Genomic DNA, 15835 nt, shown 5'->3' with positions numbered 1-15835 from the left:
ATGCGAAGCCCTGAAGCGATCGCCGCCGCTCTTGGCATGCTCTTGTATCCCCACATCGCGCGCAAGGCGCGGCGCCATCCTTTGCCGCACGGCATCACCTTCCTTCTTGAGGTCGCAGCGAACGACCCCGAAGCCCTTCGCGAAGCCGCGGCCATCACCGGCCAGACGCAAGCGACGCTCAGGAAAGCAGCTGGATTTTTCATTGAGCAAATCATGCTCGATGAGGGGGCCGACCTTTATAGAGTTCTCGGGGCAAACCCCACGGCGCCCATCGAAGACCTCCGGCGGCATATGGCGCTCATCATGCGCTGGCTTCATCCGGATTTGATGACGGCTCAAGAACGCGACGGCGGTTTCAACCGCAGTGTTTACGCCAACCGTGTCGTGGCTGCCTGGGAAACCCTTAAATCGCAGGCGCGTCGCTCTGCCTATGATGTAACGCGCGTCAAAACGGAGTGCAATGCCACACAAGCGGAGCTGCCGGCCGGATCCAGATTAAGCCGGAAAGCCGCGTCCCCGGCGATGGCAGAGACCAGGTCGCGAGCGAGGCGCCCGGTTCCTCGCGCACGCCGACGGCCCGCAGCCTTGAGCCACATTCTGAATCTGTTCGGATTTCGTCCATGAGAAAAAGTTCAAAGTCCGTATATGCGAAAGCTCTTCGGATCGCGATCGGCGCATTTTCGCCCGTCAGGGCAAACCCGCGGCGATTTGCTCTCTTGAGCGCGTTCGGGGTTTTTCTGCTCTGGCTGGTTGCGACAACGAGCCTGCCCTATGCGCTCGCGCCTCACGATCCCGACCTTGCTTTACGTCTCAACGGGTCGAACCCGGCGGCCTTGATTGCGAAAGCGGAAAGGCTTCGGGTCCAGTATCTGAACCTCAAGCAGGGCACAAAGGGTGCCTCCGACCAAGCTGAGGCGTCTCGGGATACGATAGGGAGCCTCCCACCGGCTCAACCGGCGGCGGCCCCGGACAGCATCGACCGACATCGCCTGAGGGATGAAATTCGTTCGCTGGCGACGCGCGCCCTGGAAAACGATCCCTTGAACGCGACGGCGTTTCGCATGCTCGGTGAAATCGCGGATAAGCCCGATCGCGCTCGCATTCTCATGCGGGAAGCAGTTCGACGCTCGCAACGCGACGCCATCGCACAGTTCTGGCTTCTGAACGACAGTTTTCTGCGAAATGATTTCAAAGGCGTTCTCGGCCATGCGGAAATACTGCTGCAATTTCGGCCGGAATTGGCTTTGTACGTCTTCAGCTATCTGACGCATCTGGCTGAGGACCCGGAAGGCTCTCGCTTCCTGGTGCCGAGACTGGCACGAGCGCCCGCCTGGCGGCCGTCCTTTTTTACAAGGCTGCCGCGAAATGTGCGGAGTATCGACACGCCGCTGAAGCTCATGGTGGCGCTGAAGGGGACTGCGAACCCTCTCACCAGTCGCGAAATAGCTCCCTACCTCGATACGTTGGTCGAGAAAAATCTCATCGACTTTGCTTACAATGCGTGGTTGCAGTTTTTGCCGCAAACCGAACACGAAACGATCGGCCTCATAACGCATCCCAATTTCGAGCGTGAGCCAAGCGGCCTTCCTTTCGACTGGCAAATTGGCCCCGCCGTCAACGCCAGTGTCGAATTCGCGCCTCTCGCGTCCGAACGGGAGCATGCTGTTCTTGTCGATATGGGGGACGGGCGCATCACTTTTCCAGAGGTCAGGCAGATCTTATATTTCCCAGCAGGCAGTTTCCGCATCGAAGGAAAACTGAAGGGCGCCATTGCCGGTAAACGTGGCCTGCGATGGCAGATGCGTTGTGCGCACGGAATACGAGGCGTCATTGGCGAGACGGAACAATTGGTGGGACGGTCGGAACAGTGGCGTAACTTTTCATTTTCCTTCGATGTGCCGCCGACAGATGAGTGCAAGGGGCAGGTGCTACGCCTCTTTCACGATGCGCGAACGCCATCCGAGGAATTCGTTTCCGGCAAGGTCTGGTTTGCGGGACTGCGGGTCACCCGCATGAACGTCGCGGAAAAAGCCGAATCCGAGCAAGCTGAGAAAAGCTCCATGTCAGACGAGCCGCCCGTTAAAACGTCGGCCGATGGGTGGACGTCCACAAGCATCTCTCCGAAGTGAATGTCGGCAGTCAGCGGCGCAGGCGCTTGCGGCCTGCCGAAACTTCGAAGAAGAGACCGTTTTACCGATCCGATTGCGATTCAATCAGACGGAACGGGCTCTAGTGAGGGTGCCAGCTCTTCAAAACTTCATCAACCGCGCGTGATGAGAGATCCAGCGTTACTGCAAAAACGCGGGTGTCATCCGGGTCTCGTGCGACATGGAAACCCAATTCCTGACACATCTGAAGCATACCCGCGTTTTCTTCCAGCACACTGCCGTAGAGTTGCTTCAGCCCTTCTTCGCGCGCATAGCCGATAAGCTGGCGCATCAGCACCCAGCCGAGCCCGCGTCCCTTGAGGTCGGAGCGGATCAGCACGGCATATTCGCCCTTTTCATAGTCCGGATCGGCAAAGAAGCGGGCAACGCCGAGCATTTCGGACGCGCCGCCATCTTCGGCGGGCCGGACAGCGATGAAGGCCATCTCGCGCGCATAATCGATTTGCGTCAGCCGAGCGAGGAACTGATGCGAGAATTGCCGCACCGGGCTGAACAGGCGGAGGCGCAGATCTTCCGGCGTCACGCGGCTCATGAACAAGGGATAGAAATGTTCGTCGTCGGGTCGGATCGGGCGAACCGTGACGGGCGATCCATCCAGCAGCGTTTCATGCGCTTCCCACCTCACCGGATAGGGACGGATCGCGCATGGCACCGGCGGGTGTTCCACCGGGTCGAGCACCTTGATGCGGGCATCGAGAGCGATCATGCCCTTGGCGTCGATCAGGAGCGGGTTGATGTCGAGTTCGCGGATGGCGCGATGCTGCACAGCAAGTGACGACAGCTTGACGAGGCAAAGCGCCAGTCCGTCGAGATCGACCGGCGGGCGGTCGCGGTAGCCCTTCAGGAGCTTGTAGATGCGGGTCGAGGCGATGAGATCGCGCGCGAGCTTGAGGTCGAGCGGTGTCAGCGACATTGCCGTGTCGCCGATGGCCTCGACGCCGGTTCCGCCAGCGCCGAACAGGATCACGGGGCCGAAGGTCGGGTCCGTCGTGATGCCGAGGATCAGTTCAAAGGCGTTCGGGCGGCGCACCATCGGCTGCACGGTCACGCCTTCGAGGATCGCGTCGGGCCGCGCTTCGCCGATGGCGGTCAGCATTTGATGCGTGGCGGTTTCGACCGCTTCGGCGGACATGAGGTCGAGACGCACGCCGCCGATGTCCGACTTATGCGACAAGTTTCGGGACAGGATTTTCACCACGACTGAGGGCGACTTGCGCAGAAGCTCGGCAGCCGCCTCGCCCGCTTCTTCCGGCGTCCGCGCGACAAGCGTCGGCACGGTCGGGATGCCGTAGGCCGCGAGCACGGCCTTGGCTTCCGGCTCGGTCATAAGATCGCGCTTTTCCGCGAGCACCTGCGCGATTTCGGTCCGGACCGTACCGGCGTCGAAGACGAGGTTTTCGGGCAACGCCGGCGGGGTCTGCATCAATTCGGTCTGCGCGCGACGGTAATGGACGAGGTGCATCATGCCGCGCACGGCGGCGACGGGCGTCTCGTAGGACGGGATCTTCGCCGCCGCGAATGCATCGCGGATACCGGTTTCATCGTGCCGCGCCAGCCAGTTGGCGATGACGGGTTTTTTCGCGCCCTTCGCGCGCATGTCCTGCACCGCCGCGACGACCGCCTTCGCGCCGTCGAGCGACGAGGCGAGAGCCGTCGGACAATTGATCACGAGCACGGCGTCCGCGTTCGGGTCGGTCAGTACGGCGTCCAGCGTCGCGCGGTAGCGTTCGGGCCCTGCGTCGCCGATGATGTCGACGGGGTTGCCGCGGGACCAGGTCGGCGGCAGGACCGCGTCAAGCGCGTCGATCGTCTCGGGTGCCAGCTTTGCCAGCGCGCCGCGAAAATCCGTCAGGCTATCCACGGCGAGAACGCCCGCACCGCCGCCGTTGGTGACGATGGCCACGCGGTCGCCCGGCATGGCCGGCACGTAGGCGAGCATCTCGGCGGCATCGAACATGGCGTCGAGGTCGGTCACGCGCAGCACGCCCGCGCGCCGAAGAGCCGCGCCATAGACGTTGTCGGAGCCTGCGAGCGCGCCGGTATGCGACGCGGCAGCCTTCGCGCCTTCGGGGTGACGGCCCGCCTTGATGGCGATCACGGGTTTTACACGAGCGCAGCGCCGAGCCGCAGACATGAACTTCCGCGCGTCGCCGATGGATTCGATATAAAGAAACACGGCGCGGCTCGTCGTTTCGCCCGCGAGATAATCGAGCATGTCGCCAAGATCGACGTCCGCCGCGTCGCCGATCGAAACCACATGACTGAAGCCGACGCCTTCGACGGCCGCCCAGTCGAGCATCGCGGTCGTGATCGCGCCTGACTGCGAGACAAGCGCCACGCTTCCCGGCTTGCCCAGCACCTGAGCGAAGCTCGCATCGAGCCCAAGACGCGGAACCTGCATGCCGAGGCAATTCGGGCCGATGATGCGCAGGAGGTGCGGCCGTGCCGCTTCAAGCATGCGCTTGCGCAATTCGCCGGAAACGCCCGCCGTGATGACCACGGCCGCGCGGCAGCCCTTGCGGCCGAGTTCGTCGATCACGACCGGCACCGACTCGGGCGGGGTCGCGACAACCGCAAGTCCGGGCGTGAAGGGTAGGGCGTCGACGGATTTGAAGCAGGGCTTGCCGAGAATCTCCGCGCGTTTCGGGTTGATGAAGGCGATTTCGCCCTTGAAGCCGCCCTTCAGCAGGTTCTCGGCTACGTGCTTGCCGATCGAACCTTGCCGCTCGCTGGCGCCTACGAACACGACATTGGCGGGATTGAAGATGAGATCGAGATTGCGGATGGTCATTAAAGTGGCACTCCGTCGAGGCTCGGTCAAAAATAGCATGACCGAGGGCCGCGAGCGCCGTCTTCAAAAGGGACTCGGGTACCACTCAGCCATCGGTAAACCCGTCCGCGGCGCGTGCTCGCGGACAGAGCGGGGCCCCTTTCGCCTGCGCAGGCCGTGACGGTAAAGGATACGTTGCGCGGCACCGGAGTCGCCCACGCGCCTTATCTCACACTTTGGTAAGCGACGCATATGTCGAACTGGTAACAGACCGTCGATGCCGCGCATTCAAGCGGTCAAGATCGCAGAGCACGCTGAATTTACGGGACTGGAGGCGATCAGCCCGCCAGCGCCGCGAAGCCGCGTTCGAGGTCGCGCTTCAGGTCGCGCACATCTTCGAGGCCGATATGGAGGCGCAGCGTCGGGCCTTCCGCCTGCCACTTCGTCGCCGTGCGCGAATGCGAGCAATCGAACGGCACGATGAGGCTTTCGTAGCCGCCCCACGAATAGCCCATGCCGAACAGGCGGAGCGCGTTGAGGAAGCGATTGACGGCTTCCTTCGGCTGCGGCTTCAGGACGATGGCGAAAAGCCCGCTCGCGCCGAGGAAGTCGCGCTTCCATAGCTCATGGCCGGGGCAGCCGGGCAGCGCCGGATGGATGATCCGGACGACTTCGGGGCGCGCGGCGAGCCATTCGGCCATCGCGAGCGCGGAAGCCTGATGCTGCTTCAGCCGCACGGGCAGTGTGCGAAGCCCGCGCAGCGCGAGGAACGCGTCCTCGCCGTTCACGCATAGGCCGAGCGCCTCATGCGTGGCGGCGACTGCCGGAGCCGTCGCTGCGTCGCAGGTGATCGCGCCGAGCAGCGCGTCCGCATGGCCGACGATGTACTTTGTCGCCGCCTGCACGGAGATGTTCACGCCGTGGTCGAAGGGGCGGAAGAAAAGCGGGGTCGCCCATGTGTTGTCGATGGCGACGGGGACGTTGCGCCCGCGCGCGGCGGCGCAGATGGCGGGGATGTCCTGCACCTCGAAGGTCTGCGAGCCGGGCGATTCGGTGAAGACGAGCTTCGTGTTTGGCCGGATCAGCGCCGCAATCCCGCCGCCGATCAGCGGATCGTAATATTCGACCTCCACGCCGAGCCGCTTCAGCACCTTGCCTGCGAAGCGCCGCGTCGGGAAATAGACGCTGTCCGTGATGAGGATATGCCCGCCCGCCTCGGCGAAAGCGAGCAGCAGCGTCGAGACGGCAGCGAGGCCGGATGGCGCGAGAAAAGTTTTCGCCCCGCCTTCGAGCTTCGCCAGCGCCTCTTCCAGCGCGCGGGTGGTCGGGTTCGACGGACGCCCGTAAGTATAGGGAATGTCGTGCGCATCGAGGCTTTCGGCGCTGGGATAGAGCACGGTCGAGCCGCGATACACGGGCATGTTCACGAAGCCGAAATATCGCTGCGGATCGCGGCCAAGCTGAGTTGCCTGCGTCTCGACGGAAATATCTTCGTCGCTTCCGTGTTCGCCTGTCATGTCGCCTCGCGTCGCCAAAGCCTTTTGTTCACACCATCCACGATAGGGCGTCAAGTTGGACCGCAGGCCCGAGTTTTGCCTTAATGCTGCCAAGTCAAGGACATCAGCCTGACCGAAGCCCCCGCAGAGAGCCTAGAATCAGGAGACAGGATGAAGCGCCAGGGAATTCTATATTGCGCTCTTGCCCTTTTATTTTTTTGCGCAGGCGCGCGCGCGGGCACGCTTGACGAAGTCAAGGCACGCGGGAAGCTCAATTGCGGCGTGACGCAGGGTCTCGCGGGGTTCTCCTCGACCGATGCGAGCGGCAACTGGGCGGGTCTCGATGTCGACTTCTGCCGCGCGGTCGCCGCCGCCATCTTCGACGACCCGTCGAAGGTGAATTTCGTGCCGCTGTCGTCGAAGCAGCGCTTCACGGCGCTCCAGTCCGGCGAGATCGACGTGCTTTCGCGCGTTTCCACCTGGACGATGCAGAACGACACGGCGCTCGGCGTCAACTTCGTCGGCGTGATCTATCACGACGGGCAGGGCCTGATGGTGCGCAAGAAGCTCGAAGTGCAGAGCGCGCTCGAACTCTCCGGCGCGGAGGTCTGCACCAACACCGGCACGACGACCGAACTCAACATCGCCGATTTCTTCCGCTCGCGCTCCATGCCCTACAAGATCGTCGCCTTCGAGAAGTCGGACGAGGCGTTGAAAGCCTATGAGGCGGAGCGTTGCGACGTCTACTCCACCGATGCGTCCAGCCTGTCGGCGCAGCGTGTCAAGCTCGCGCAATCCGAAGATCACGTGATCCTGCCCGACCTCATTTCGAAGGAGCCGCTCGCCCCCGCCGTCCGCCAGAACGATCCGCAATGGGAAAGTCTCGTGCGCTGGACGCTGTTCGCGCTCATCAACGCGGAAGAACTCGCGGTGACGAAGGCCAATGCGGACAAGCTTTCCCGCGCTGACGCCGCCCCCGGCGTGCGGCGGCTGCTCGGCGCGGAAGGCGACTACGGCCGGGCTATCGGCCTCGACAACGATTGGGCGCTGAAGGCCATCCGCGCGGTCGGCAATTACGGCGAGATTTTCGACCGCAATCTCGGCCAGCAGAGCCCGCTCAAGATCGATCGCGGGTTGAACAGGCTCTGGAACAACGGCGGCATCCTGTTCGCGCCGCCGGTTCGCTGACGAAAGAAAGGGCCGCGATCCATGGAAGAAACGGGACGCGCGGCACGCTTCTGGATACAAGCCGCGCTCCTGGCTGCGGTGGCGGCGCTGGCCGGGTGGCTCATCTTCACGGCATGGACGAACATCGGGCGGCTGCCGGTGCATTTCGGCCTCGACTTCCTGTCGGAGCCCGCTGGCTTCAGCGTGCTGCAAACGCTGATTCCGTTCGATGAAAGATCCACCTATGGCCGCGCGTTCGTGGTCGGCCTGCTCAATACGCTGCTGGTTGCGGCCATCGGCGTCGCGTTCGCCACAATCATCGGCTTCAGCGTCGGCGTCGCGCGGCTCGCGCCGAACCGGCTGTTGCGGGCGGTCGCGGCGGGCTATGTCGAACTGTTCCGCAACCTGCCGCTGTTGCTGATCCTGTTCTTCTTCTATTTCGGGGTCTTGCGGCAATTGCCTCCGCCGCGCACCGGCTTCGAGTTCGGCGGCGCGTTCCTCAACAATCGCGGGCTGTTCCTGCCGGACCCGCAAGGCGGCGGCTGGTTCCTCGTTGCGGCGCTGGCCCTGTTCGCGGCGGCGCTGGTCTTGAAATCGCGGTGGCGTGTGTTAGCGGGCGTCGGCGCGGCTGGCGCGCTGATGGCCGCAGTTGCTATGACACACATCGTCTGGCCGGAACCGCGCGGCCTTTCCGTCTTCGGCGGCTTGCGCCTGATACCGGAACTGATGGCGCTCGTCGCCGCGCTTGCGATCTACACCGCCGCCTATATCGCAGAGATCGTGCGCGCCGGTACCCAGTCGGTCGCGCGCGGACAGGGGCAGGCGGCCGCGGCGCTCGGGCTGACCGGTTTGCAGGCGATGCGCTTCGTCGTTCTTCCGCAGGCGCTGCGCCTCGTCGTGCCGCCGCTCACGAGCCAATATCTGAACCTCACCAAGAATTCCTCCCTCGCGGTCGCCATCGCCTACCCGGACCTCGTGTCGATCTTCGCCGGAACGACGCTTGCGCAGACGGGGCAGGCGGTTGAGATCATGGCGTTGACGATGGGCGTCTACCTCACCCTGTCGCTCGCCACGGCCGCGCTTCTCAACTGGCAGAACGCGAGGATGCGCGCATGACACGGGCCGATGCGCCGCCGCCGTCTCTTGCCACGTCACCCTCTCGCCGTCTGCTCGGGCGCGCGGTCAATGCCGCCGTGACGCTCGCGCTCGGCGTGGCGCTGGCCATCGCGGCTTATGGCGCGCTGTCGTTCCTTGTGTTCGGGGCGGCATGGAGCGGCGATGTCTCCGCCTGCCGGGCGACCGATGGCGCGTGCTGGCCGTTCGTCGCGGCAAAGCTGAAGCAGTTCGTCTTCGGCCGTTATCCGGACGACGAGCTATGGCGAGCGGCGCTGGCGATGCTGCTTCCGCCCGCGCTTTTGCTCGCGGCGTTCCTTGCGCGCCGCCGGGTCGGACTTGGCGGTTTCGCGGCGGCGGTCCTGCTCGGGCTGCCTCTCTCGTTCCTGCTCGTCGCGGGCGACGGCGCCCTGCTTGCCCCCGTTCCGACTGAGGCATGGGGCGGCCTCACCCTGACACTGCTCGTCTCCTATACCGGCATCGCGGCCTCGCTGCCGTTCGGGATCGTGCTTGCGTTGATGCGGCGGTCGAGCTGGCCCGTTCCGCGTTGGCTGGCGATCTGCTTCATCGAGTTCTGGCGCGGTGTCCCGCTTGTCACCGTGCTGTTCATGGCGGCGGTGATGCTGCCGCTCTTCCTCCCCGAAGGGACAAGCGTCGACAAGCTGGCGCGCGCTCTGTTCGCCATCGCCGTGTTCGCCAGCGCCTACATGGCGGAGGTGATTCGAGGTGGACTTCAAAGCGTGCCCGAAAACCAGGTCACAGCAGGGCGAGCGCTGGGCCTCGGCTATTCACAAATCCTGGCGCTCATTATTCTTCCACAGGCAATTCGTAGCGCCCTGCCGGGTATTGCGGGCACCTTCATCGGCCTTCTCAAAGACACGACGCTGGTCCTAGTCATTGGATTATTTGACTTCCTCGGCATGATACAACTCGCCGCAGCCGACCCGGCATGGTCAGCGTCGACGACGACCTTAACGGGGTACGCTTTCGCGGCCCTTGTCTTTTGGAGCCTGTGCTATGCTATTGCACTGGTGAGCGCATACCTTGAGCGCGTAACGGCCGTGGGCCGACGCTAAACAGGATTTTTTTCCGGGGGAATACGTTATGGATCCAGATCTCGTGCGTCAGCAGGAAGAAGCACAACGCGTGGCGAGCGGAGCCGCGCCGAAACCGGCGGAGGAGGCTGCTCCTGCTCCCGCCGTGGCACAGGCCGAACCGGTGGCAGCGGTGGAAGACGTGGTCGCCCCCGCGCCCGAACTCGTCGCAGCCGAGCCGGCGCTAGCGGCGGCGGAAGTGCCCGCGGCTCCGGTCCTTGAACCGGCGGCGGCGGAACTTGCCGAGGTTGCTCCGGCCCCGGTAGTTGAGGCTCCGGTCGCTCCGGTTGCAGCCGCACCCGTTGAGACGGCTCCCGCGCCGAAGAAGGCCGTCAATCCTAATCGGAACGCGCTTCCTCCCATGGGTCGCCGCAAGAAAGATGGCGAGCAAGTCAAGAAAGGCTTCTTTCGCGGCTGGCTTAAATTCGTGGTGCTGACATTGGTCGGTGGCTTGCTCGGCGCCGGTGCCGGTTTCGGCGCGATGCAGTATCTGCAACTTCCGCCGGAACAGCTGAACATGACGCTTGCCTACGGTGGCGGCATCGGCGCGGTGTTTCTGGGGCTTTGGGCGCTCCTGCACTTCGACGTCTGAAAGCGCGTTCGAGCGAAGCGACAAGACGCGCGCGCCGGACGGCGCGTGCGGGTCGCGTCCGCGCGGATCTGCCGTATCGCGATTTCATCCAGGAGCGGCTCAAGCAAACACCGCGCCTTTCGTTGCAAGTTCCTGCGGCGCGAGGGCTTGCGCTTAAGACTCGTGGACGAGCGAGTCGCGCGTGATTTCCGCGATGCTCCGGGCGCCGGTCAGCGCCATGGCCACCCGCATTTCCCTGGCAAACAGGTCGAGCAAATTGGCGACGCCCGCCTCGCCCGCCGCCGCGAGCGCGTATGTATAGGCGCGGCCGATCATCGTGCAATCGGCACCGAGCGCCAGCATGCGCACCACGTCGAGGCCCGAGCGGATGCCCGAATCGGCGAGGATCTTGATGTCGCCCTTCACCGCGTCGGCGATGGCTGGCAGCGCGCGCGCCGACGACAGCACGCCGTCGAGCTGCCTGCCGCCGTGATTGGACACGATGATGCCATCCGCACCGAAGCGGACCGCGTCGCGCGCGTCTTCAACGTCGAGGATGCCCTTGATGATCATCGGCCCCTTCCAGAATTCGCGGATCCATTCCAGATCCTTCCAACCGATCGACGGATCGAAATTCGTAGCCAGCCAGCCGATATAATCGCCGAGTCCCGTCGGTTTGCCGAGATAGGCGGAGATGTTGCCGAGGTCGTGCGGGCGGCCGCGCAAGCCCACATCCCACGCCCAGCGGGGATGCGTGACGGCCTGTATCATCCGCCGGAAATGGGCGTTCTTGCCCGACATGCCGGAATGCGCGTCACGGTAGCGCGCGCCGGGCACGGGCATATCCACGGTGAACACGAGCGTCGTAATGCCCGCCGCCTGCGCGCGCTCAAGCGCATTGCGCATGAAGCCGCGATCCTTCAGCACGTAAAGCTGGAACCAGATCGGCGCGGGCGAGCTTTTCTGCACCTCTTCGATGGGACAGACGGAGACGGTCGAGAGCGTGAAGGGCACGCCGCGCGAGGCCGCCGCGCGCGCCGCTTGCACCTCGCCGCGCCGCGCGTACATGCCGGTGAGCCCGACAGGCGCGAGCGTGACGGGCATCGCGAGTTTCTGGCCGAAAATCTCGGTTTCGAGGCTCAGATCGGCGACATTCTTCAGCACGCGCTGGCGTAGCGCGATGCCGGCGAGATCCGACACGTTGTGGCGCAGCGTGTGCTCCGCGTAAGCGCCGCCGTCGATATAGTCGAACAGGAATTGCGGCAGCCGACGTCGTGCCGCCTCTCGATAGTCTGTCGTCGCGGAAATGATCATGGGGAGGAAACTCAGCCTTTGTCCTGAAGGGCGGTGGACCGCGCGGCGGAGGATCGCGCTTTTCGGGCGAGATCGTCGTCGATGCGCTTGATGGTCGATTCCACGAACCGGAGGTGGCGGTCCGAGACCTGCCGCGCGCGCTCGGCATCGCCCGCCTCGATCGTCTCGATGAGGGCACGATGCTGCTGCGACAGGGCGTCGAACGTCTGCGGCACGGTGTAGAGCTTTTCCAGACTTTGCGAGATGCTGACCTGCAACAGACCGAACATGCTCGACATCACCTGTCTCAGAACGGCGTTGTGGGAAGCCTCGGCGATCGCGAGATGAAAAGCCGCGTCCTTGCGGGCTTCTTCCATCGGAGCGCCAGCGCCGTGGCTTTCGCGCATGGCCTCGAAGGCCTCGCGAATCCGGGCCTTGTCGTCGGCGTCGGCACGAAGCGCCGCGAAATAGGCGGCGGTGCCCTCAAGCGCCTGGCGAATTTCCAGCACGTCGTGGCTATAGCCTGAATTGAAGGCCACGAGAGGCGCGAGCGGTGTGCTGATCGTATCCTTCGCCCAGGCGGCGGCAGGCGCGGCAACCGGCGGCCCGGCGACCACGATCCCGGATTTGCGAACCGTCACGCGTTTGCGCGCGGCCATGCGCCCGACCGCCTCCCGCAGGCTGGCGCGGGAAACTCCGGCCATTTCCGCGAGAGCGCGCTCGGACGGAAGACGGTCGCCGGGGCGCAGGCCATGATCCTCGATGAAGGTCTCGATCATGGCCTCCGCACACTCCGACACGCGCAGTGCCGGAGATGGTTTGGCATCGGCCATCAGGGAATCATCCAGGGCGTCACGTAAGCTTGAAAGGTGGTGATGACACCGATCAGCGCCGCGAGCGCAAGGCTGTGCTTCACCGTGAAGCGGAACAGGTCCGATTCCTTGCCGACGAGCCCCACCGCCGCGCAGGCGATGGCGATAGACTGTGGCGAGATCATCTTGCCCGTGACGCCGCCGGTCGTGTTCACCGCGACGAGAAGCACGTCGCTCACGCCGATCTGATGGGCCGTGGTTGCCTGAAGCGCGCCGAACAGCGCGTTCGAAGATGTATCCGAACCCGTCACGAACACGCCCAGCCATCCGAGGAACGGCGAGAAGAACGTAAACGCCGACCCCGTGTGAGCGAGCAGCAGCGCAAGCGTCGTCGAAAGCCCTGAGAAATTCGCGACGAAGGCGAAGGCGAGGACGGTACCGATGGAATAGATCGGGATGGCGAGGCTTTTCAGCGTGCCGCCGAAGGTCGCCACGGCCTTGCCGGGGCGCATGCCGAGAAGAAGGATCGAAGCGATGGCCGCGAGGAAGATCGCCGTGCCGGTCGCAGACAGCCAGTTGAATTTGTAGACCGCTTCAAGCAGCTTCGGCTGCGCCACCACGGGCGGGATTTTCTCGACGAGCATGTCGAGGAACGGCACATGAATCGACATGATCGTGGTGACGAGCGGGCCATTCGCCGCGAACAGCGCCTTGAACGGGGGAATGCTCCATAATGTGACGAAGGCGGTCAGGATCAGGAAGGGCGACCACGCCTTGACGATCTGGCCCGTCGTATAGCGCTGGTTCGGTTCGTGCGGGACGGGAACGAGCACCGCTCCATCCGCCGCGATTTCCTTCGCGTCGAAGCGGAAGATGTTCCGGGGCCGCCACACCTTCAGGAACAGCGACAGGCAAACGAGCGCGGCGAGCGCGGCGGTGATGTCGGGAAGTTCCGGGCCGATGAAATTCGCGGTGAGGAACTGCACGGTGGCGAACGAGATGCCGCATACGAGAATGGCAGGCCACGTTTCGCGCACGCCCTTCACACCGTCCATGATGAGGATCAGCCAGAAGGGGATGATGATCGACAGCAGCGGAAGCTGCCGCCCGGCCATCTGACCGATCAGGAACGGATCGATGTTCGACACCTGTCCCGCCACGATGATCGGGATGCCCATCGCGCCGAACGCCACCGGCGCGGTGTTGGCGATTAGACACAGGCCCGCCGCGTAGAGCGGGCGAAAGCCGAGGCCCACGAGCAGCGCCGCCGTGATCGCGACGGGCGCGCCGAAGCCTGCCGCGCCTTCAAGAAACGCGCCGAAGGCGAAGCCGACGAGCAGAAGCTGGAGCCGCTGGTCTTCGGTGATGTGCAGGATCGAACGGCGGATGATGTCGAACTGGCCCGTTTCCACCGACACGCGGTAGAGAAACACTGCGGCGATGATGATCCAGGCGATGGGCCAGAGGCCGTAAAGGAACCCATAGACGCCCGCCGCCGCCGCCGATTCGACAGGCATGCGATAGAAGCCGATGGCGATACCGATGGCGAGAAGCAGGGTGATGGTGGCGGCGAGATAGCCCTTCAGGCGCAATCGGGTGAGCGCAAGAAAGAAGAAGATGATCGGAATTGCCGCAATCAGGCTCGAAAGCCAGAGATTGCCGAGTGGATCGTAATTCTGCTGCCACACTGTCATACCACATCCCTCGATTTGGTCCGACCACGTGGAGCGGATCCTGCTCGTGTATTCTTGGCAAAGGAGGATGAGTCAAACGAGACTATGGTAGAATATCAAGGACTTGGTCTGACCACAGCCCGCTGCGGAGCGAAAAGCTCCCGCCGCGTCGGTCCAGGTTGGACTTATTCGAGGGAAAGTCAGGAAGGATAACATGGTGTTAGGAATTCAATGAACCCGGAAGACGGCCGAATCGTCGCCGTTCGGCCTGAATTGCGGCGGTCGTGCGCAAAAAAGTGATTGGCAAGCCGCAAAGCCCCGCTTATCTTATAGTCCGAGTGAGCATAAGGTCGAGTCGAGTGATCGGCTGGGCAGGAAACCGAGGGGGTCCCTTTTTTGCCTGTCCTTCTTATGCTCAAACGGAGCATTACTCCCGGCGACGGGACGATGGGGTGGAGGGCTTTCGGCATGGCATTTCTCGACAGCGGCTTGGAGCCGATCGGTCGGCAGAGGGGCGCAGACCCTTTTTACGCTCTCGATGCGGACATCGACGTCGAACCCGCGCGCCATCATTTCGACGCCGCCTTCGTCCGCGAGGCCATCCGCGAACTGAAGCCGGTCTATGCCAAGGTCGAGCGCGTCATTCCGTCCTTCGAATGGGCCGCGCACGCGCCCTATATCAAGGCGATCCGCGACCTGAAGCGCGAAAAGAACGCCGTCGTTCTCGCCCACAACTACATGACACCGGAAATTTTTCACGGCGTGGGCGACATCCTCGGCGACAGCCTCCAGCTTGCGAAGGAAGCCGCGAAGACCGACGCGGACATCATCGTCCAGTGCGGCGTCCACTTCATGGCCGAAACCTCGAAGCTGATGTGCCCGGAAAAGAAGATCCTCATCCCGGACCCGAAGGCGGGGTGCTCGCTCGCGTCGTCGATCACGCCGGAAGACGTCCGCGCGCTTCGCGCCGCCTATCCGGGCGTACCGGTTGTGACCTACGTCAACACGAGCGCGGCGGTGAAGGCCGAATGCGACATCTGCTGCACCTCGGCGAACGCGGTGAAGGTGGTGGAAAGCCTCGGCGCGCCGCGCGTGCTGCTGATCCCCGACCAATATCTCGCGCGCTACGTGGCGACGCAGACGAACGTCGAGATCATCTCGTGGAAGGGCGCATGCGAGGTGCATGAGCGCTTCACGGGCGCGGAACTTCGCTTCTATCGCGAGGCGGAGCCGGGCTTGAAGATCATCGCGCACCCGGAGTGCCCGCCGGACGTGATCGCCGAAGCCGACTACACCGGCTCTACCGCGGGCATGATCAAGTGGGTGACGGATCACCAGCCGAAGCGCGTCGTACTCGTCACCGAATGCTCGATGGCGGACAACGTCGCCCATGCCGCGCCGAAGACCGAATTCACGCGGCCGTGCAACCTGTGCCCGCACATGAAACGCATCTCGCTTCCGAAGATCCTCGACAGCCTCATCCACGAAAAGGTTGAGGTCACGGTCGATCCGGCGGTTGCAGACCGTGCGAGACTCGCTGTTGAACGGATGGTGAAGCTGCCGCTTTGAGCACCGTCCGGAGTTGCGACAAACAATGAGCTGGAGCGCTTCGACGATTCTGTTTAGATCGGAGCGCTTTTGGTCTGAGGCGTTGGCGGTATGCCGCCGACGCGTTCGG

At 63.7% G+C, this 15835-nt stretch carries 12 protein-coding genes; 7 read left to right on the top strand and 5 right to left on the bottom strand.

Annotated elements, in window-relative coordinates; genetic code table 11:
• Complete coding sequence (locus tag KKP04_RS05520) at positions 1-624, top strand: hypothetical protein (protein WP_215027773.1); 624 nt, start codon at positions 1-3, stop codon at positions 622-624.
• Positions 621-2129, top strand: coding sequence for a M48 family metallopeptidase (locus KKP04_RS05515; RefSeq protein WP_215027771.1), 1509 nt, complete (start codon positions 621-623; stop codon positions 2127-2129). Before KKP04_RS05520 ends, KKP04_RS05515 begins: the two co-directional genes overlap by 4 nt.
• A gap of 100 nt (positions 2130-2229) precedes the next feature.
• On the opposite strand, the gene KKP04_RS05510 is transcribed toward KKP04_RS05515, so the two are convergent.
• Together KKP04_RS05510 and metC are read right to left on the bottom strand one after the other, a co-directional pair.
• Positions 2230-4959 (bottom strand): bifunctional acetate--CoA ligase family protein/GNAT family N-acetyltransferase, encoded by a 2730-nt coding sequence (locus KKP04_RS05510; RefSeq protein WP_215027769.1) that lies wholly within the window; start codon positions 4957-4959, stop codon positions 2230-2232.
• A gap of 317 nt (positions 4960-5276) precedes the next feature.
• Complete coding sequence (gene metC / locus KKP04_RS05505; protein WP_215027767.1) at positions 5277-6455, bottom strand: cystathionine beta-lyase; 1179 nt, start codon at positions 6453-6455, stop codon at positions 5277-5279.
• A gap of 150 nt (positions 6456-6605) precedes the next feature.
• Between metC and KKP04_RS05500 the strand changes: the two genes are divergently transcribed.
• The 4 genes from KKP04_RS05500 to KKP04_RS05485 are packed head-to-tail and all read left to right on the top strand — an operon-like array spanning position 6606 to position 10400.
• Positions 6606-7622 (top strand): amino acid ABC transporter substrate-binding protein, encoded by a 1017-nt coding sequence (locus KKP04_RS05500; protein WP_215027765.1) that lies wholly within the window; start codon positions 6606-6608, stop codon positions 7620-7622.
• Between the two features lie 21 nt (positions 7623-7643).
• A complete protein-coding gene (locus KKP04_RS05495; RefSeq protein ID WP_215027763.1) occupies positions 7644-8717 on the top strand; it encodes an amino acid ABC transporter permease in 1074 nt (357 codons plus the stop codon).
• Positions 8714-9790: an amino acid ABC transporter permease gene (locus KKP04_RS05490; protein WP_215027762.1), complete on the top strand. Its 1077-nt coding sequence runs from the start codon at positions 8714-8716 to the stop codon at positions 9788-9790. The genes KKP04_RS05495 and KKP04_RS05490 overlap by 4 nt, the downstream gene beginning before the upstream one ends.
• A 28-nt stretch (positions 9791-9818) precedes the next feature.
• Positions 9819-10400: a hypothetical protein gene (locus tag KKP04_RS05485; protein ID WP_215027760.1), complete on the top strand. Its 582-nt coding sequence runs from the start codon at positions 9819-9821 to the stop codon at positions 10398-10400.
• A 153-nt stretch (positions 10401-10553) separates the two neighbouring features.
• On the opposite strand, the gene lldD is transcribed toward KKP04_RS05485, so the two are convergent.
• Genes lldD through lldP form a run of 3 tightly spaced genes read right to left on the bottom strand, consistent with a single transcriptional unit; the run spans position 10554 to position 14178 of the window.
• A complete protein-coding gene (lldD, locus tag KKP04_RS05480) occupies positions 10554-11693 on the bottom strand; it encodes an FMN-dependent L-lactate dehydrogenase LldD (RefSeq protein WP_215027758.1) in 1140 nt (379 codons plus the stop codon).
• 11 nt (positions 11694-11704) lie between these two features.
• Positions 11705-12505, bottom strand: a complete 801-nt coding sequence (locus KKP04_RS05475; RefSeq protein ID WP_215027756.1) for an FCD domain-containing protein — start codon at positions 12503-12505, stop codon at positions 11705-11707.
• The gene (gene lldP / locus KKP04_RS05470) at positions 12505-14178 is read right to left on the bottom strand and encodes an L-lactate permease (protein WP_215027754.1); all 1674 of its coding nucleotides are present in this window, start codon (positions 14176-14178) and stop codon (positions 12505-12507) included. The genes KKP04_RS05475 and lldP overlap by 1 nt, the downstream gene beginning before the upstream one ends.
• A gap of 447 nt (positions 14179-14625) precedes the next feature.
• On the opposite strand from lldP, the gene nadA reads away from it, so the two are divergent.
• Positions 14626-15726, top strand: coding sequence for a quinolinate synthase NadA (nadA, locus tag KKP04_RS05465; RefSeq protein ID WP_215027752.1), 1101 nt, complete (start codon positions 14626-14628; stop codon positions 15724-15726).
• The last annotated feature ends 109 nt before the right edge of the window (positions 15727-15835 follow it).

It is taken from the genome of Rhodomicrobium sp. Az07 (genome assembly GCF_018619475.1).
GTDB lineage: Bacteria > Pseudomonadota > Alphaproteobacteria > Rhizobiales > Rhodomicrobiaceae > Rhodomicrobium.
This window is presented reverse-complemented; position numbering and strand designations above follow the sequence as displayed.

What these genes read in the sequence shown, in the direction of transcription:
- KKP04_RS05485 (WP_215027760.1), top strand. Translation starts at nt 9,819, where the DNA reads ATGGATCCAGATCTCGTGCGTCAGCAGGAAGAAGCACAACGCGTGGCG.
- KKP04_RS05510 (WP_215027769.1), bottom strand. Translation starts at nt 4,959, where the DNA reads ATGACCATCCGCAATCTCGATCTCATCTTCAATCCCGCCAATGTCGTG.
- KKP04_RS05495 (WP_215027763.1), top strand. Translation starts at nt 7,644, where the DNA reads ATGGAAGAAACGGGACGCGCGGCACGCTTCTGGATACAAGCCGCGCTC.
- KKP04_RS05515 (WP_215027771.1), top strand. Translation starts at nt 621, where the DNA reads ATGAGAAAAAGTTCAAAGTCCGTATATGCGAAAGCTCTTCGGATCGCG.
- KKP04_RS05500 (WP_215027765.1), top strand. Translation starts at nt 6,606, where the DNA reads ATGAAGCGCCAGGGAATTCTATATTGCGCTCTTGCCCTTTTATTTTTT.
- metC (WP_215027767.1), bottom strand. Translation starts at nt 6,455, where the DNA reads ATGACAGGCGAACACGGAAGCGACGAAGATATTTCCGTCGAGACGCAG.
- KKP04_RS05490 (WP_215027762.1), top strand. Translation starts at nt 8,714, where the DNA reads ATGACACGGGCCGATGCGCCGCCGCCGTCTCTTGCCACGTCACCCTCT.
- lldD (WP_215027758.1), bottom strand. Translation starts at nt 11,693, where the DNA reads ATGATCATTTCCGCGACGACAGACTATCGAGAGGCGGCACGACGTCGG.
- nadA (WP_215027752.1), top strand. Translation starts at nt 14,626, where the DNA reads ATGGCATTTCTCGACAGCGGCTTGGAGCCGATCGGTCGGCAGAGGGGC.
- KKP04_RS05520 (WP_215027773.1), top strand. Translation starts at nt 1, where the DNA reads ATGCGAAGCCCTGAAGCGATCGCCGCCGCTCTTGGCATGCTCTTGTAT.
- KKP04_RS05475 (WP_215027756.1), bottom strand. Translation starts at nt 12,505, where the DNA reads ATGGCCGATGCCAAACCATCTCCGGCACTGCGCGTGTCGGAGTGTGCG.
- lldP (WP_215027754.1), bottom strand. Translation starts at nt 14,178, where the DNA reads ATGACAGTGTGGCAGCAGAATTACGATCCACTCGGCAATCTCTGGCTT.